At 60.3% G+C, this 15707-nt stretch carries 8 protein-coding genes and 1 pseudogene; 7 read left to right on the top strand and 2 right to left on the bottom strand.

Annotated features, from left to right (window positions below):
- Positions 1-215: 215 nt before the first annotated feature.
- Positions 216-5408: a SpaA isopeptide-forming pilin-related protein gene (locus JS536_RS11205; protein ID WP_214356988.1), complete on the top strand. Its 5193-nt coding sequence runs from the start codon at positions 216-218 to the stop codon at positions 5406-5408.
- Positions 5409-6261: 853 nt separating this feature from the next.
- On the opposite strand, the gene JS536_RS11210 is transcribed toward JS536_RS11205, so the two are convergent.
- Positions 6262-6531 carry a hypothetical protein gene (locus JS536_RS11210; protein ID WP_152208730.1) on the bottom strand — a complete coding sequence of 90 codons (270 nt, stop codon included), beginning with the start codon at positions 6529-6531 and terminating at the stop codon, positions 6262-6264.
- A gap of 325 nt (positions 6532-6856) precedes the next feature.
- On the opposite strand from JS536_RS11210, the gene JS536_RS11215 reads away from it, so the two are divergent.
- From JS536_RS11215 to JS536_RS11240, 6 genes and pseudogenes are all read left to right on the top strand, one after another.
- Positions 6857-7846 carry a substrate-binding domain-containing protein gene (locus JS536_RS11215; protein WP_214356989.1) on the top strand — a complete coding sequence of 330 codons (990 nt, stop codon included), beginning with the start codon at positions 6857-6859 and terminating at the stop codon, positions 7844-7846.
- A gap of 150 nt (positions 7847-7996) precedes the next feature.
- Positions 7997-9538, top strand: a complete 1542-nt coding sequence (locus JS536_RS11220; protein ID WP_214303879.1) for a sugar ABC transporter ATP-binding protein — start codon at positions 7997-7999, stop codon at positions 9536-9538.
- Position 9539: 1 nt separating this feature from the next.
- Positions 9540-10610 carry an ABC transporter permease gene (locus JS536_RS11225; RefSeq protein ID WP_214303880.1) on the top strand — a complete coding sequence of 357 codons (1071 nt, stop codon included), beginning with the start codon at positions 9540-9542 and terminating at the stop codon, positions 10608-10610.
- On the top strand, positions 10607-11626 hold the full coding sequence (locus JS536_RS11230) for a sugar ABC transporter permease (protein ID WP_214303881.1): 1020 nt from the start codon (positions 10607-10609) through the stop codon (positions 11624-11626). Before JS536_RS11225 ends, JS536_RS11230 begins: the two co-directional genes overlap by 4 nt.
- 591 nt (positions 11627-12217) lie before the next feature.
- Positions 12218-13677: pseudogene (locus JS536_RS11235) on the top strand (MFS transporter).
- Positions 13678-13755: 78 nt separating this feature from the next.
- Positions 13756-14742: a D-2-hydroxyacid dehydrogenase gene (locus JS536_RS11240; protein ID WP_214356990.1), complete on the top strand. Its 987-nt coding sequence runs from the start codon at positions 13756-13758 to the stop codon at positions 14740-14742.
- A gap of 100 nt (positions 14743-14842) precedes the next feature.
- Here the strand turns inward: JS536_RS11240 and JS536_RS11245 are convergent, their stop codons facing one another.
- On the bottom strand, positions 14843-15262 hold the full coding sequence (locus JS536_RS11245) for a glycerophosphodiester phosphodiesterase (protein WP_214356991.1): 420 nt from the start codon (positions 15260-15262) through the stop codon (positions 14843-14845).
- Between the last annotated feature and the right edge of the window lie 445 nt (positions 15263-15707).

Here is a 15707-nt window from a genome sequence, read left to right on the forward strand (position 1 = left end):
TAGCGTTCCCGCCTCGCCTCGCACATAAGACCCCGACTCGCGTACTCCACGCCCTCGAAAACCCACCTGCCCATACATGACTCCCGCCACCCGGCCAAGCGTTGCAACGATCACTAGAACCCGCCCTTGGTGATGGTCCCCCGATGGGGTGGGAACGAGGAGTATGCCCGCTTCTCATTCGGGGCCGTACTGGTAGTTGAGAAGGAGTGGACCCCATGAACAGGGTGGAAACACAGGGAAGGGGATTGCCTCACGCATGCCGTGCCGTATTGGGCCTGCTGCTTGCCATGGCGACCCTGCTGGCGATGGCGTTGCCGTCGAACACCGCATATGCGGCGGATGGTGATGCGGATTGTTCGGCCACGATCCTGCCGGTCAAGGAGGATGGCGCGTCGGTGACCTGGCCGGAGGTGCGCCAGTACATTGATGAGAACTTCACGGGTTCCAAGGTGTTCGCCGATGCCGTGTACGACGCGATCTGCACATCCGGGCAGAACTATGCATTTGATTATGATGGTGTGACTCCGCAAACCGCTGCTGATGTCATTAAATATTATGGCGCTCTTGATTCCAGGAATACTTCAATCACGATTACCAAGCCGTTGGAGGACGATGCGGTTCTGACCGGCATCGGTCTGCTGCGCTATGTATCCAAGTTGAATGTGGAGGACGTGGGAAGTCACAGGGGCTTGGACTTCATGGAAGATGCTTACGTGCCAGCCAAAGGTGAGACCCCTACCGAAGAGGATCCGATGGGCCCAGCGGTTGTTATGAATGATATCGCTATTACCGAGCTGCCGAAGAATCCGTATGCGTTGAACCTGCCGAGGACTATTGGCGCCAATTATCATAATTTCCAGTCGACGAATTACAACAGCTTGTTGATTTCAATTTTGCGCAGACCAGGGGGTACGAAGAACGCAACGGTCAGTGTCGATACGGGATTGACGGGTCGCGACGATGCGGCTGTGGACTTGGAATCTGCCACTGCTACTACTGATATGATTTACCCCACTGAACGAGGAATAGTCCAGAATGATAGCTTCGGTGTTGATCCTTTCCAGGAATATGATAGTCCACGAGAAAACGGCGGCTTCCAAGTTACTGGTAATAAGATGTCCGTGTCGATTCCTGTTGATGCAAAGAATAGCAAGACCTATTGGTCGATGTTCGGTTTCAAGTACATATACAATTACTATGCAAATACGCAGTTGCAGTCGAATTCTCTTGATTATTTCTATCGTACGAGTGCGGTTTATCTGAATCGGGTGACGTTGTCGGGCTCTCAACTGGTGTTGTCTGGCGCGCGCGTGAAGAAGGTTGATAAGAATGACACGTCGAAGGGCCTGAATGGCGCGACGTTCGAGCTTTACACAGATCGGGCGGGTACGCAGAGAGCGCAGCAGGCCGACCTGGATGCCGATAACAAGCCGCAGTTCGTGACGGATGCGCAGACCGGTGAGTCGTTCTTGAAGATGAAGGACACGGGCACGTACACGTCGCGAACCGTGGATGGCATGGATGGCGTGGTCGTTCTGGATGATCTGCTGCCGGGCATGTACTACCTCAAGGAGGTCAATCCTCCGTCTGGTTACACGGCTGTCTCCGATCAGCTTATCCCGGTGACCGTTGAAGGCGTGAATGCCGAGACTCCGAAGGTCACCGGCGGTGAGGGTGAATCTGCTACGGTTGCCAAGGACGGAGAACTCGTCACTGCCGTTGCCGACCAGTTCGCGGGGGCGGTCAATTGGCTTAGCGCAGGCTTCACCAATATGCGTGTTACCGCTGGTACCGAGAACGTGTCCGCTTTATTGGACAAGGACGATCAGAAGCTTGCCGGCAGTGGCGTGTTCGTGAAGAACGCGAAAAGCAACGGCGGTAAAGGCAAGAATGTTAGGTTCACCGCGGCGTCCACGCCTACCGGTGATGGCGTGACTTTGTTGGGTTCGTCGAATGCGGACGGCAAGGTGAAAGTGACCACCACTGGCATGGACAACGTTTCGTCGTCGGAGGAGGTTGCGGATCTGGATGCCGCTCAGTCCAAGGTGAATGGCCTGATCTCCGGTAATGGTTTGGATGCGTCGAATGCCCTGATTGCGGTTGATGCGGGCACGCAGGTCTATCACAAAGCCGTTCCGACCACGATCCAAACGACCGTCACGAACGAGAAGTCTCTTCAGCCGGTGGATGTGAGTCTGCAGGCCACGAAGCATTTCAAGGATGCGTCTGGCAATGACAAGTCTATTTCGGCTGGCCAGTTCAAGTTCGATCTCAAGCCGAACGCGGATGATGCTAATGCGAAGCTTCTGACTCCCAATGGCGTGACTGCCGAGGTTGGTGCGGATGGCAAGGCCACGTGGTCTTTGCCGCAGATCACGTCGGACATCTACGAGAAGGCCAAGAACGATAAGGGTGTCGCGTCGTTCAAGTTCATCGCCAGCGAGCAGCAGGGTGATGATTCGACCATCGAGTACGACAAGGCCACGGTTTCGGTGCGCTTGGATGTCTCCAAGGTCGCCGCCGCCGATAACAACGGTACGGCCGGTTTGAAGGTCGAGATGTTCGTCAACAACGAGTCGAAGGGTTCCGTGACCAGCGGCGAGAAGTCCGGTGCTCTGACGGTTTCGGCGGATAAATCCGGTATTTCCTTCACGAACAAGGAGAAGAAGCCAGAGACCACGAAGGTGACGGTGAAGAAGGTCTGGAAGAACTCCGACAACAGCGACGTCACGAATATGGATGGTTTGCCGTCCGTTGATGTCAAGCTGCAGAGCGCCACTGACGAGAATCCGTCCGATTCGGATTGGTCGGATGTCGAAGGCAAGACCGCCACACTGCAACCCGGCAGCTGGTCCGCCGAGTGGGATGGTCTTCCCAAGACGGATAACGGCAAATCCATCAGGTACCGTGTGGTCGAAACCACTCAGCTGGACGACTACACGTCCACCGTGGGCGCGCCTGAGCAGGGTACCGACGGTAATTGGTCCGTCACGATTACCAACACCAAGAAGAAGCCTGAGCTTACCGAGGTGTCCGTGAAGAAGACCTGGTCGGATGGTGCGGATAAGCATCAGACTGATTCGGTGACGGTGACGCTCCAGCAGGTCGTGGACGGCCAGACCGCGAACGTGCAGGGCCGGGATTCGATCACGTTGAGCAAGGACAACAATTGGTCCGGTTCGTGGAAGGATTTGCCGAAGACCACTACGGATGGCAAGGCGATCCAGTACACGGTGACGGAGTCTGGTGGTCCGTCGGGTTACACGCCGACGATCACGCAGGGCGCGAAGGACAATAGCTGGACGATCACGGTGGAGAACAAGAAGCCCGATACGCCCACGCCGACCGAGACTTCGGTGAAGGTGACCAAGACGTGGGCCGACAATGTCGACCATTCGAAGGATTCGGTCGAGGCCACGTTGGAACAGTCCATGAATGGTACGGGTTGGGCCAAGGTCCAGCGTGACGATAATCCGGTCACGTTGAACGCAGACAACAATTGGACCCATACGTGGGATAGTCTGCCGACGACCGTGGACGGTCAGAAGGTGCAGTACCGTGTGCGCGAGACCAACGTGAGCGTGTCGGACAAGAAGCCGTATTCGACTTCGTATTCCCCGTCGAATGGTGTTGGTTCGGATGTGACGATCACGAACACGCCTGAGACCCCGAAGCCGGAGACGGTGTCGGTGTCCGCATCGAAAAAGTGGGTGGACGATGGTTCGCACCCGAACAAGCTGAAGGTGACGCTACAGCGTACGACCGCCGCGAATCCTTCGGAAGGTGACTGGGAGGATGTGAAGTCCGCTGACTTGTCGGCTCCGGACTGGTCTGTGTCATGGAATGGCCTGGAGAAGGCCGGACAGAACGGCAAGGAGTATACGTACCGGGTGGTGGAGGATTCCCCGTCGGACTACACGCAGAAGGTCGATTCCACTCATACGGGTAATCATTGGTCGTTCGCGTTCACGAACACGAAGCCAAATACTCCTCCTACACCTGATACGTATGGGTTCTCGTTCACGAAGGTGAAGGATGGTACGTCCACGGGGCTTCAGGGTGCCGTGTTCGAGCTGACGGGCAACGGCGTGACCAAGACCGCCACGTCCGGCGACAACGGCAAGGTCTCGTTCTCCGGTCTGAAGCCGGGGTCGTATACGGTCACGGAGACTCAGGCGCCGAGTGGGTATGACCTGCCGTCTCATGTCCCGTCGTTCACGGTCACGATCGGTGACAAGGGTAAGGTCACGTTCTCGAATCTGGGTTCGTTGGTCTCCTGCAAGACGGGCACAGCCGCCAGCCAGTGTGATCTGACGGTGGGCAACAAGCCGACCACGCCGCCTCCGCCCGAGACGCCGAAGTTCGATTTCTCGTTCACGAAGGTGAAGGGGAATGAGAACGGGGCTCCGCTCGCGGGTGCGGTGTTCGAGTTGCGTGATGGTGCTTCGGTCGTGGCTACCGCAACGTCGGGTGCTGACGGCAAGGTGTCGTTCATTGGCGTTCCTGCCGGCGAGTACACGCTGGTGGAGACCGTGGCGCCTGAGGGATATCAGGCCGCCGGCCCGTACACCGTGACCATCGACGCGAACGGCAACGTGACCGGTCTGCCCGAGGGCGGCAAGGTGGTGGACAAGCCCACGACTCCTCCTCCGCCTGAGAATCCGAAGTATCCGTTCGGGTTCACGAAGGTGAACACGGAAGGCAAGGCGTTGGCGGGTGCGACGTTCCAGTTGGTTGACGCGAACGGGAACGTTGTCGCGACCGTGACTTCGGGTGCTGATGGCAAGGTGTCGGTCCCGGCTGTTGCTCCGGGTTCGTATACGGTCGTGGAGACCGTGGCTCCGGAGGGGTATGACAAGGTCGTCTCGTTCACCGTTACCATCGGGCAGGACGGCACCGTGTCCGGTCTGCCGTCGGGTGGTCAGGTCGTGGATAAGCCTACGACCCCGCCGGAGAAGCCCAAGTATCCGTTTGGGTTCACCAAGGTGAATGCGAACGGCGGGCCGCTTGCCGGTGCCGTCTTCCAGCTGGTTGACGCGAACGGGAACGTGGTGGCGACCGTGACTTCCGGTGCCGACGGCAAGGTGTCGTTCCCTGCGGTGGAGCCTGGCACGTATACGGTCGTGGAGTCGAAGGCTCCCGACGGGTACCGGAAGGTTGCTGACTTCACCGTCACCATTGATGAGCAGGGTAACGTGACCGGCCTGCCCGCGAATGGACAGGTGGTGGACAGGCCGGTGTCTCCGCCGGATGTGCCTCCGACTACTCCTCCGACCACGCCGCCTACGCCTGGTTTGCCTCCGACTGGTGTGTCGGTGGTGGCCATGGGTGTGGTGGCCGCGGGTGCTGCGTTGATGGGCGTGATCGTGGATTGGCGTCGGCGTCGCATGCGTGGGCGGCATTCCTGACGGGTTGCGTCTAGGTAGTTGAGGGTCTTGCCAGCTGGGAGTTGTTCCTGGTTGGCAAGACCCTTTCTTGTCGGGGTGGTTCCTTGGACTACCCCTCAGTCAGCCTGCGGCTGACAGCTCCCCTGACAAGGGGAGCCGAGGAAAGGTAGCGGGCAATGCCCTGACAAGGGGGAACCGAAGAGGAGCGGAAGGGAGCCGAGGAGACAGGCTGACGTTGCCCTTTAAGGGGAGTCGAGGAGTGAGGTGCCCTTTCATAAGGAGTCGGAGTGGGTTCTTGTGTGGGATGATGCGGCGGTTGTTTGGGTTTCGACCGTGTCGTCCCACACCGGCGTTCGGGCTGTATCGGCGGGTGTATGCGGGAATGGCTTGTTTCCGGGGATTGCGTGTGCGCCTGGTGTGGGACGATGTGGCGTTTTGGTTGTATATGGCCGTGTCGTCCCGCATGGGTGTGGGATGATACGGCTGTTTGACGATTTAAAGGGGCTGGTCCCGCATGCCGTCCGTATGGTGGTTGATTGATGGCCGGATGGTGTCATGATGCGTTTCGCGGGATCTTCGCTTGAGATGCTTCGTGGTCATTTGAATCCAGGAACGGGCTTTTCTGTACTGAAAAGGACGCTGAAGGAGGGATTCGCGGTCTTTTCAGTACAGAAGGGACTCGCTTCTAGACTCAAACGACCGCTAGGGGCGATTCATGCTCTGGGGTTGGATGAATGCGATATTGGCCGATGCGGATTTCCGAACTGAGTTCCTCGTGCGTCGGCCTACAAATACGCGAAAGGGCCGGTGCGCGGGCGGTCCGAAAGGAAACCGCCGGGCACCGGCCCTGAAAAACGGCGAACGAAAAACCGGATCAGATGCCGCCGTATTCCTTCTTGAAGAGCTCGGCCGGCACTTCGGAGTTCATCGGGACCTCGTAGATGAGGTATTCCATGTTGAACGGGATGTTGAACAGGTGGCGGGTCACGCCATATTCCTCCTTGGTGCCCAGGAAGTTGAAGTTGTCCGGGCACTCGGGCTCCCACTTGGCCAGCAGCTTGGCCGCATCGCCGATCGTGGCGGCCACGCCGGCCAGGTGCTTGACGCCCTCCACCTGCTTGATGATGAGAAACACGGTATCCATAGCTCACCTTTCTTACATGAACCGATGTTCGGTGGTTTGTTATCTATTCGCGGCAACTTCGTCGCCCGGTGCCCGGACGGCAGATGCCACCGCGCAACCACACACTATTATGGCCCGCCCGAACCCAGCAAAACGGCGGATTGGCGCGGTTTCGGACTACTGTTATCAAACCGTTATAGAGCTGTTACCAAACTGTTATCGCTCACGATTGAACATTGGGAGCGTTCACACCATACTAGAGATTGTCGATGGAAAACATCAAAGAAGCTTCCATCAATGTGAGTGAACGATCACTCAGAGGAAAACTGCTCGAGGAGGAGTATTCATGAAGAATTGGAAGAAGGCCATTGCCCTCGTTGCTTCCGCCGCCGCTCTGGTGAGCGTTGCCGCCTGCGGTTCCAGCAATTCCGGTGACGGTGGTTCCAGTGATTCCGGTAAGAAGGTCGTCGGCTTCGTGGCCGTCGGTCCCGAGGGCGGCTTCCGTACCGCCAACGAGGACGACATCAAGGCCGCGTTCAAGGACGCCGGCTTCGACCTGCAGTACTCGCCGACCCAGAACAACGATCAGCAGAAGCAGATTCAGGCATTCAACAAGTTCGTCAACGACGAAGTGGACGCCATCATCCTGTCCTCCACCGAGGATTCCGGTTGGGATGACTCCCTGAAGAAGGCCGCCGAGGCCGAGATCCCGGTCTTCACCGTGGATCGTAACGTCGAGGTCAAGGACTCCGAGGCCAAGAAGGCCATCGTCTCCCACATCGGCCCGTCCAACGAGTGGGCCGGCCAGCAGGCCGCCGAGTTCGTGAACAAGAACTTCCCGGACGGCGCCAACGGCTTCATCCTGGAAGGCCCCGCCGGCCTGTCCGTGGTGAAGGATCGTGGCACCGGCTGGTCCGACAAGGTCGCCTCCAACATCAAGGTTCTCGAGTCCCAGTCCGCCAACTGGTCCACTGATGAGGCCAAGACCGTGACCGCCGGCCTGCTGGACAAGTACAAGTCCGAGAACCCGCAGTTCATTTTCGCCCAGAACGACGAGATGGGCCTCGGTGCCGCTCAGGCCGTTGACGCCGCCGGCCTCAAGGGCAAGGTCAAGATCATCACCATCGATGGTACGAAGAACGCCCTGCAGGCCCTGGTTGACGGCGACCTCTCCTTCGTGATCGAGTACAACCCGATCTTCGGCAAGGAGACCGCTCAGGCCGTCAAGGACTACCTCGATGGCAAGACCGTCGAGAAGGACATCCAGATCGAGTCCAAGACCTTCGACGCCGCCAGCGCCAAGGAGGCCCTGGACAACGGCTCCCGCGCTTACTGATCCGCCACTGAAGGCCATCAGCAGCACAACCGATAACTGAACCGAACAAGCAGTGATGGTGTGAGAGGAATCGCTTCCTCCACACCATCATTCATGTCTGGCTCAAATATCACAAAACGATAACAAACCCCTTCTCGATAAGGCAAAGACATGACAGACAAAACCCCTATCGTCGTGATGAAGGGCATCACGATTGAATTCCCGGGCGTCAAGGCTTTGGACGGTGTCGATCTGACCCTCTACCCGGGCGAAGTCCACGCCCTCATGGGTGAGAACGGCGCCGGTAAGTCCACCATGATCAAGGCTCTGACCGGTGTGTACAAGATCAACGCCGGCACCATTCTGGTGGATGGCAAGCCGCAGCAGTTCAACGGCACGCTGGACGCGCAGAACGCCGGCATCGCCACCGTGTACCAGGAAGTGAACCTGTGCACCAACCTCTCCGTCGGCGAGAACGTGATGCTGGGCCACGAAAAGCGCGGCCCGTTCGGCATCGACTGGAAGAAGACCCACGAGGCCGCCAAGACCTACCTGGCCCAGATGGGCCTCGAGGCCATCGACCCGCACACCCCGCTGAGCTCCATCTCCATCGCCATGCAGCAGCTCGTGGCCATCGCCCGCGCCATGGTCATCAACGCGAAGGTGCTCATCCTCGATGAGCCTACCTCCTCCCTGGACGCGAACGAGGTGCAGGATCTGTTCAAGATCATGCGCAAGGTCCGTGACTCGGGCGTGGCCATCCTCTTCGTCTCCCACTTCCTCGATCAGATCTACGAGATCACCGACCGTCTGACCATCCTGCGTAACGGCAAGTTCATCAAGGAGGTCATGACCAAGGACACCCCGCGTGACGAGCTCATCGGCATGATGATCGGCAAGTCCGCCGCCGAGCTTTCCCAGATCGGCGCCAAGAAGGCCCGCCGCGAGATCAAGTCCGGCGAGAAGCCGATCGTGGACGTCAAGGGCCTGGGCAAGAAGGGCACCATCAACCCGGTCGACCTTGACATCTACTCCGGAGAGGTCGTCGGCTTCGCAGGCCTGCTGGGCTCCGGCCGTACCGAGCTCGGCCGACTCCTGTTCGGCGCTGACAAGCCGGATTCGGGCACCTACGAGCTCAACGGCAAGCAGGTCAACATCTCCGATCCGTACACCGCCCTGAAGAACAAGATCGCGTACTCCACCGAGAACCGCCGCGACGAGGGCATCATCGGCGACCTGACCGTCCGCCAGAACATCCTCATCGCCCTGCAGGCGACCCGCGGCATGTTCAAGCCGATTCCGAAGAAGGAAGCGGACGCGATCGTCGACAAGTACATGAAGGAACTCAACGTTCGCCCCGCCGACCCGGACCGTCCGATTAAGAACCTCTCCGGTGGTAACCAGCAGAAGGTGCTGATCGGCCGCTGGCTGGCCACGCACCCCGAGCTCCTGATCCTCGACGAGCCGACCCGTGGTATCGATATCGGCGCCAAGGCCGAGATCCAGCAGGTCGTGCTCGACCTGGCCGCCAAGGGCATGGGCGTGGTCTTCATCTCCTCCGAGCTGGAAGAGGTGGTCCGCCTGTCCGACGACATCGAGGTCCTCAAGGATCGCCACAAGATCGCAGAAATCGAAAACGACGACACCGTCTCCCAGGCGACCATCGTCGAAACCATCGCCAACACCAACGTGAACACCGGAAAGGAGGCATGAGATGGCTGAAAAGGCAAAAGAAGAGGGCAACGCTCTCGTCAAGAAGCTCCTGAGCAACAACCTGACCTGGTCGGTGCTTGCGTTCATCCTCCTGGTCATCGTCTGCACCATCTTCCAGCATGACTTCCTCGCTCTGAGCTGGAACGACAACACCGGCGGCCTGGCCGGCCCGCTGATCACCATGCTGCAGGAATCCGCCCGCTACCTGATGATCGCCACCGGCATGACCCTGGTCATCTCCACCGCAGGCATCGACCTTTCGGTCGGTTCCGTGATGGCCGTGGCCGGCGCCGCAGCCATGCAGACCCTGTCCAACGGCACCAACGTGTGGGTCTCCATCCTCATCGCCCTCGCCGTCGGCTTGGCCATCGGCTGCATCAACGGTGCGCTGGTCTCCCTGCTCGGCCTCCAGCCGTTCATCACCACCCTGATCATGATGCTCGCCGGCCGTGGTATGGCCAAGGTGATCACCTCCGGCCAGAACACGGACGCCTCCGCCGTGGCCGGCAACGAGCCGCTCAAGTGGCTCGCCAACGGCTTCATCCTCGGCATCCCCGCCAACTTTGTGATCGCCGTGGTCATCGTGATCCTCGTCGGCCTGCTGTGCCGCAAGACCGCCATGGGCATGATGATCGAGGCCGTGGGCATCAACCAGGAAGCCTCCCGCATGACCGGCATCAAGCCGAGGAAGATCCTCTTCCTCGTGTACGCCATCTCCGGCTTCCTCGCGGCCATCGCCGGCCTGTTCGCCACCGCATCCGTGATGCGCGTGGACGTGGTCAAGACCGGTCAGGATCTCGAGATGTACGCCATCCTGGCAGTCGTTATCGGTGGAACCTCGCTGCTCGGCGGCAAGTTCTCTCTCGCCGGCTCCGCTGTCGGCGCCGTGATTATCGCCATGATCCGCAAGACCATCATCACCCTGGGCATCAACGCCGAGGCCACCCCGGCCTTCTTCGCCATCGTGGTGATCGTGATCTGCGTGATGCAGGCTCCGAAGATTCATAACCTGGGCGCTGAAATGAAGCGTAAGCGCGCGCTCAAGGCTCAAGCTAAGGCGGTGGCAGCATGACAACAGCTACGGCAAACAAAGTGAAGGCTCCTAAGAAGGGCTTCAAGATCGATCGCCAGATGATTCCGACCCTCGCGGCCGTGGTGATCTTCATCCTCATGATCATCATGGGTCAGGCGATGTTCGGCACCTACCTGCGTCTGGGCTTCGTCTCCTCCCTGTTCATCGACCACGCCTACCTGATCATCCTGGCGGTGGCCATGACTCTGCCGATTCTGACCGGTGGTATCGATCTGTCCGTGGGCGCCATCGTGGCCATCACCGCAGTGATCGGCCTCAAGCTCGCCAACGCCGGAGTCCCCTCCATCCTGGTCATGATCATCATGCTGCTCATCGGCGCCGTGTTCGGCCTGCTCGCCGGCACGCTGATCGAGGAGTTCAACATGCAGCCGTTCATCGCCACGCTGTCGACGATGTTCCTGGCCCGTGGTCTCGCCTCCATCATCTCCACCGATTCGCTGACCTTCCCCGACGGAAACAACTTCAACATCATCTCCGCCGAGATCAAGATCATCGATCGCCCGAAGATCTCCCACGATCTGACCATCAACGTCGGCGTGATCATCGCCCTGCTCGTGGTGGTGTTCGGCTACATCCTGCTGCACCACACCCGCACCGGCCGCACCATCTACGCCATCGGCGGCTCCCGCTCCTCCGCTGAGCTCATGGGTCTGCCGGTCAAGCGCACGCAGTACATCATCTACCTGACCTCCGCCACGCTGGCCGCCCTGGCCTCCATCGTGTACACCGCGAACATCGGTTCCGCGAAGAACACCGTGGGCGTGGGCTGGGAGCTCGACGCTGTGGCCTCCGTGGTCATCGGCGGCACGATCATCACCGGTGGCTTCGGCTACGTGCTCGGCTCCGTGCTCGGCGCACTGGTCCGCTCCATCCTCGACCCGCTCACCACCGACCTTGGCGTGCCGGCCGAATGGACCACCATCGTGATCGGCCTCATGATCCTCGTCTTCGTGGTGCTGCAGCGCGCCGTGATGGCGGTCGGGGAAAAGAAATAGCCGACCGTGATTGACAACCGGCATAACTGAAGAACAACTGAAGAACAATTGAATATCGATAACTGAATATGCATAACTGAATAGGCGGGCAGCCTTCCGGTTCCGTACGCGGCCGGTCTTCATTGCCGAGACCGGCCGCGGAACGAAACGGTACGCCACGGGTTGCACGCCATGATTTCCTTTCTCTCTCCTTTTCTTCCTTTCATCGCACTTCGGGGCGCGGCCTGGGTTTCCGGGTCGCGCCCCGAAGTGCTTTTGGCGTTTATTGCGGGTATGCGGACGGATTGCGTGGCAAGGTGTACTGCGGTGTACTGCGGCGTACCGCAGCGCGCTGTGATGCACTGTGATGCGCTGCGCGATTGGTGGCGCGGGACACGCCGGCCCCCGTATGCGGGCATCCCACCGATGACCTAAACTGCGAAGTGGCTATTTTGAACAGCGCGCCAGTGGGCCGGAAGCATGTATCGAAAGTTGCTGAAATCGATCGGCCGTTCGAGCGCGTAGTACCATCATGCCGGTTGGTAAACCTGACATTCCGCTTGTTGACACCGAACGTATGGGAGCATCATGCCTGAAGCAGAGACGAAACACATGAACGCGGGGATCGGATCCGCGGATTCCGAGAGGATTCCGGCCCGACTGATCGGTGCCATCGTGGCCGTGGGATCGCTGGCCTTCATCGGCATCCTCACCGAGACCGTGATGACCGTGCTGTTCCCGGCCCTCATGCGCGAATTCCACGTGGACACCGCCACCGTGCAGTGGATCACCACCATCTACCTGCTGTCCGTGGCCGCCACCATGCCCATCAGCTCGTTCCTCAAGCGACGCTTCCGTCTGAAGGCCATCTTCCTTGCGGCCGTGGCGTTGGGGGTCGTCGGCTCGCTCATCATGATCTTCGCCACGGCCTTCCCGCTCATGATCGTGGCCCGCATCATCCAGGGCGTCGGCTCCGGCATCGCCACGCCGTTGATGATCAACATCATCCTCGAACAGTCGCCGCGCTCCAAGATCGGCCGACTCATGGGCGTCGGCTCGCTGGTGATCACCGTGGCCCCGGCCATTGGCCCCACCGTGGGAGGCGCGGTGACCAGCGTGCTGCCGTGGCGCGCCATCTTCGTCATCGCGGTGCCGCTCATGCTCGTCGCCGCGGTCATCGGATGCGCCTGCATCGAACAGCGCACGCCCACCGAGGCCGCCTATCTTGACCCGATCCAGCTGGGCTCCATCATCATCGCGCTGGTCGGCCTGGTGCTCGCCCTCAACCAGGGCGGCGTGGCCGTCAGCGCTGCCGTGAGCGGGGGAGCGGCCATGAAGTCCGGCATCGTGGCCATGGTGAGCCTGGTGGTCGGCCTGGGGCGCTGCTGCTGTTCGCCGTGAGCTCCAAGCGCGCGTTCTCGCCGTTGCTGCGCCTCGGCATCCTGCGCGACCCGGCCGTGCTGCTGCATGCCCTGGCCTACACGCTGCTGCCGCTCGTGGCCATCGGATACGGCTACGTGATCACGAACGTGGCCCAGCTGTCGCTCGGTGCCAGCGCGTTCGTGGCCGGCTCGCTGGTGCTGCCCGGTGCCCTGGTCGGTGCCGTGTGCGCGCCCGTGGGCGGCTGGCTCTACGACAAGTTCGGTGCGGTCAAGCCCATTCTCATCCCGCTCGGCATCGCCATTCTGGGCCCGGTGCTGATGCTGGTCTTCTCGATGCACCTGACGCCCGTGATGTTGTCCGGCTTCTACTTCATCTTCGGCTTCTTCTACGCCATCGGCAACGCCAACGTGATGACCAGCGGCCTTTCGGAAGTGCCCCACCAGTTCCGCCCGGACGGCAACGCCATCTTCAACACCGGCTTGCAGTTTGGCGGCGCGGCCGGTACCGCGCTGTTCTCCACGATTCTCGCCGTGGCACAGGCCGGCGCGGGCGAGGAAGGCACGCCGCGGTTCGCGCACGCCACCGCCGTGGGCGGCGCGTGGACGTTCGCCACGATGATCGTGATCTGCGTGATCGGCTGGGGTTGCCTGGCCACCGCGTTCCGCATCCGCGCGCGCCGGTCTCGCTGATCGTCCGCGGGGCGAGGGATCCCGATGGGGGCTTCCGTGCTCCATCAATATCCGCCCTGCCGCCTAGGTTGGTAAACCATGGGAATCGAGAACACGCATAAGCTGATCGTCAACTGCCTGCCGCTCAACGAGGCCGAACGCCAGGCCTTCACCAAGGCCGCGCGCGGGGTGCCACAGGAATTCGTGGGCGATGAGTCCCAGCGCGGCGACATGGTATGGCATGCGAACGTTCCCGAGGAACTTAAGGCGCAGGCCACCGCCGTCATCGGCAACTTCCCGGCCGCCGAGGCCGCGAAGTACACGCGCATCGAATGGCTGCAGACCTTCAGCGCCGGCGTGGACGCCTACGTGCGTCCCGGCGTGCTGCCGCGCGGCACCATGGTGACCAATGCCAGCGGTGCATACGGTCGCAGCGTGTCCGAGCACCTGTTCTCCATGATGTGGGCCCTGATGAAGAACCTCAACCGTTACGCCTCGAACCAGCGCGATCACCGTTGGCGGGACGAGGGCTCGGTGCTGAGTCCGGAAGGCGGCATCGCGCTGGTCATCGGTGCCGGGGACATCGGCTCGCACTTCGGCGTACTGGCACAGGCCGTGGGCATGCGCACGTTCGGCGTGCGTCGCCATGCGGATGTGCCCGCGAAGGGCATCGAGAAGATGTATGGTTTCGACCGTCTGGACGCGCTGCTGCCGCTGGCCGACGTCATCGTGCTGGCCGTGCCGCGTTCCCCGCAGACGCATCATCTGCTGGATGCAGCCCGATTGGCCAAGCTCAAGCCCACGGCCATCGTGCTCAACGCCGGCAGGGGAGACGCCATTGACGCCGATGCCCTGAGCGCGGCGCTGGCGGCCGGACAGTTGCGCGGTGCGGGACTGGACGTGACCGAACCGGAGCCGTTGCCGGCCGAAAGCCCGTTGTGGGACGAGCCTCGCTGCCTGATCACGCCGCATGTGGCCGGTGGTAACCATCTGAAGGAGACCTCCGAGCAGATCATCCGCATCGCGCTCGCCAACGTCTCCCGTTATGCCAAGCATCAGGAGCTCATCAACTTGGTCGGCCGGTAAGGCGGGATAAAAAAGGTGTGCGACGCCGTTGTCGCACACCTTTTTTGCGTTCGCAATGGAGCCGGCTGCAATGGCCGGTTCTTATTGCCGACTTATCGACTCACCACTTGTTGGCGCCGTTGCCCTCGAAGTCCACCTTGAAACCGCGCTGGTAGTGCAGGAACATGGCGGCGCCGTAGCGGTCGACCGGGCGATGCGTGAACAGCATGCGGATGGCGAACGCGGTCTGCACGTCCTCCGGCAGGGCCAGGAAGGCCTTGTGCGCATCCCAGTAGGGGGTCGTGGTGATGGCGGCGTCCGGCACGTAGGCGTAACCGTAGCCATCGTCGTTCACGTAGCCCATGAAGGGCAGGTCCCATGCGTTGTGGTTGGTCAGCTGCTGTTTGAAGTACTCCACCTCATCCAACGCCTGCTGGCTGATGCCGAAGCTCTTGGCCACTTCGTTGGCCTTGGCCGTCTTGGCCTCCGGGGTCTTGCCGAACATATCGGGGTCGACGACGATGACTTTTTGTTCCGCCATGATGATGTCCTTTCGCTTCGATGGCGACTCCAGGCGGGCCGTCACGACTACTATCCTATGATGTTCATTTAGCTATGAAAACGCACATCATATATCTTCCGATTGAAGGGAAGATATCTTGCACATTGGCTTGTGCTGGTTTCTAAGCGTAACACCAAAAATATTGAAATAAAGCCGTTTTGTGAAGTATTTACCTTGCAGTAACGGTATTGGAAGATTCTGTTCCGGCGTGTCTGTGTCTGTTCATTTGAAACATAAAACGCACATTCATGATGTGCGCTTTTGCGGTGAAGCGGACAACAAAAACGGCCATGGACATTGCAGTGAGTCCATGGCCGGCGTGTCGGATTGTGCGCGAGAGACTTCCTCGATGACCGGGCGGAAGCCGGTGGGGAGCCATCCGCATGGGAATGCCCCTCGATGGTCGTGTGCCGACCTCGGCGGG

This window comes from Bifidobacterium sp. SO4 (assembly GCF_018555355.1).
Classification (GTDB): domain Bacteria; phylum Actinomycetota; class Actinomycetes; order Actinomycetales; family Bifidobacteriaceae; genus Bifidobacterium; species Bifidobacterium miconisargentati.

Bases quoted from the DNA above. Each gene is read 5' to 3' on its own strand.
- JS536_RS11205 (WP_214356988.1), top strand. From the start codon at position 216: ATGAACAGGGTGGAAACACAGGGAAGGGGATTGCCTCACGCATGCCGT.
- JS536_RS11210 (WP_152208730.1), bottom strand. From the start codon at position 6,531: ATGGATACCGTGTTTCTCATCATCAAGCAGGTGGAGGGCGTCAAGCAC.
- JS536_RS11215 (WP_214356989.1), top strand. From the start codon at position 6,857: ATGAAGAATTGGAAGAAGGCCATTGCCCTCGTTGCTTCCGCCGCCGCT.
- JS536_RS11220 (WP_214303879.1), top strand. From the start codon at position 7,997: ATGACAGACAAAACCCCTATCGTCGTGATGAAGGGCATCACGATTGAA.
- JS536_RS11225 (WP_214303880.1), top strand. From the start codon at position 9,540: ATGGCTGAAAAGGCAAAAGAAGAGGGCAACGCTCTCGTCAAGAAGCTC.
- JS536_RS11230 (WP_214303881.1), top strand. From the start codon at position 10,607: ATGACAACAGCTACGGCAAACAAAGTGAAGGCTCCTAAGAAGGGCTTC.
- JS536_RS11240 (WP_214356990.1), top strand. From the start codon at position 13,756: ATGGGAATCGAGAACACGCATAAGCTGATCGTCAACTGCCTGCCGCTC.
- JS536_RS11245 (WP_214356991.1), bottom strand. From the start codon at position 15,262: ATGGCGGAACAAAAAGTCATCGTCGTCGACCCCGATATGTTCGGCAAG.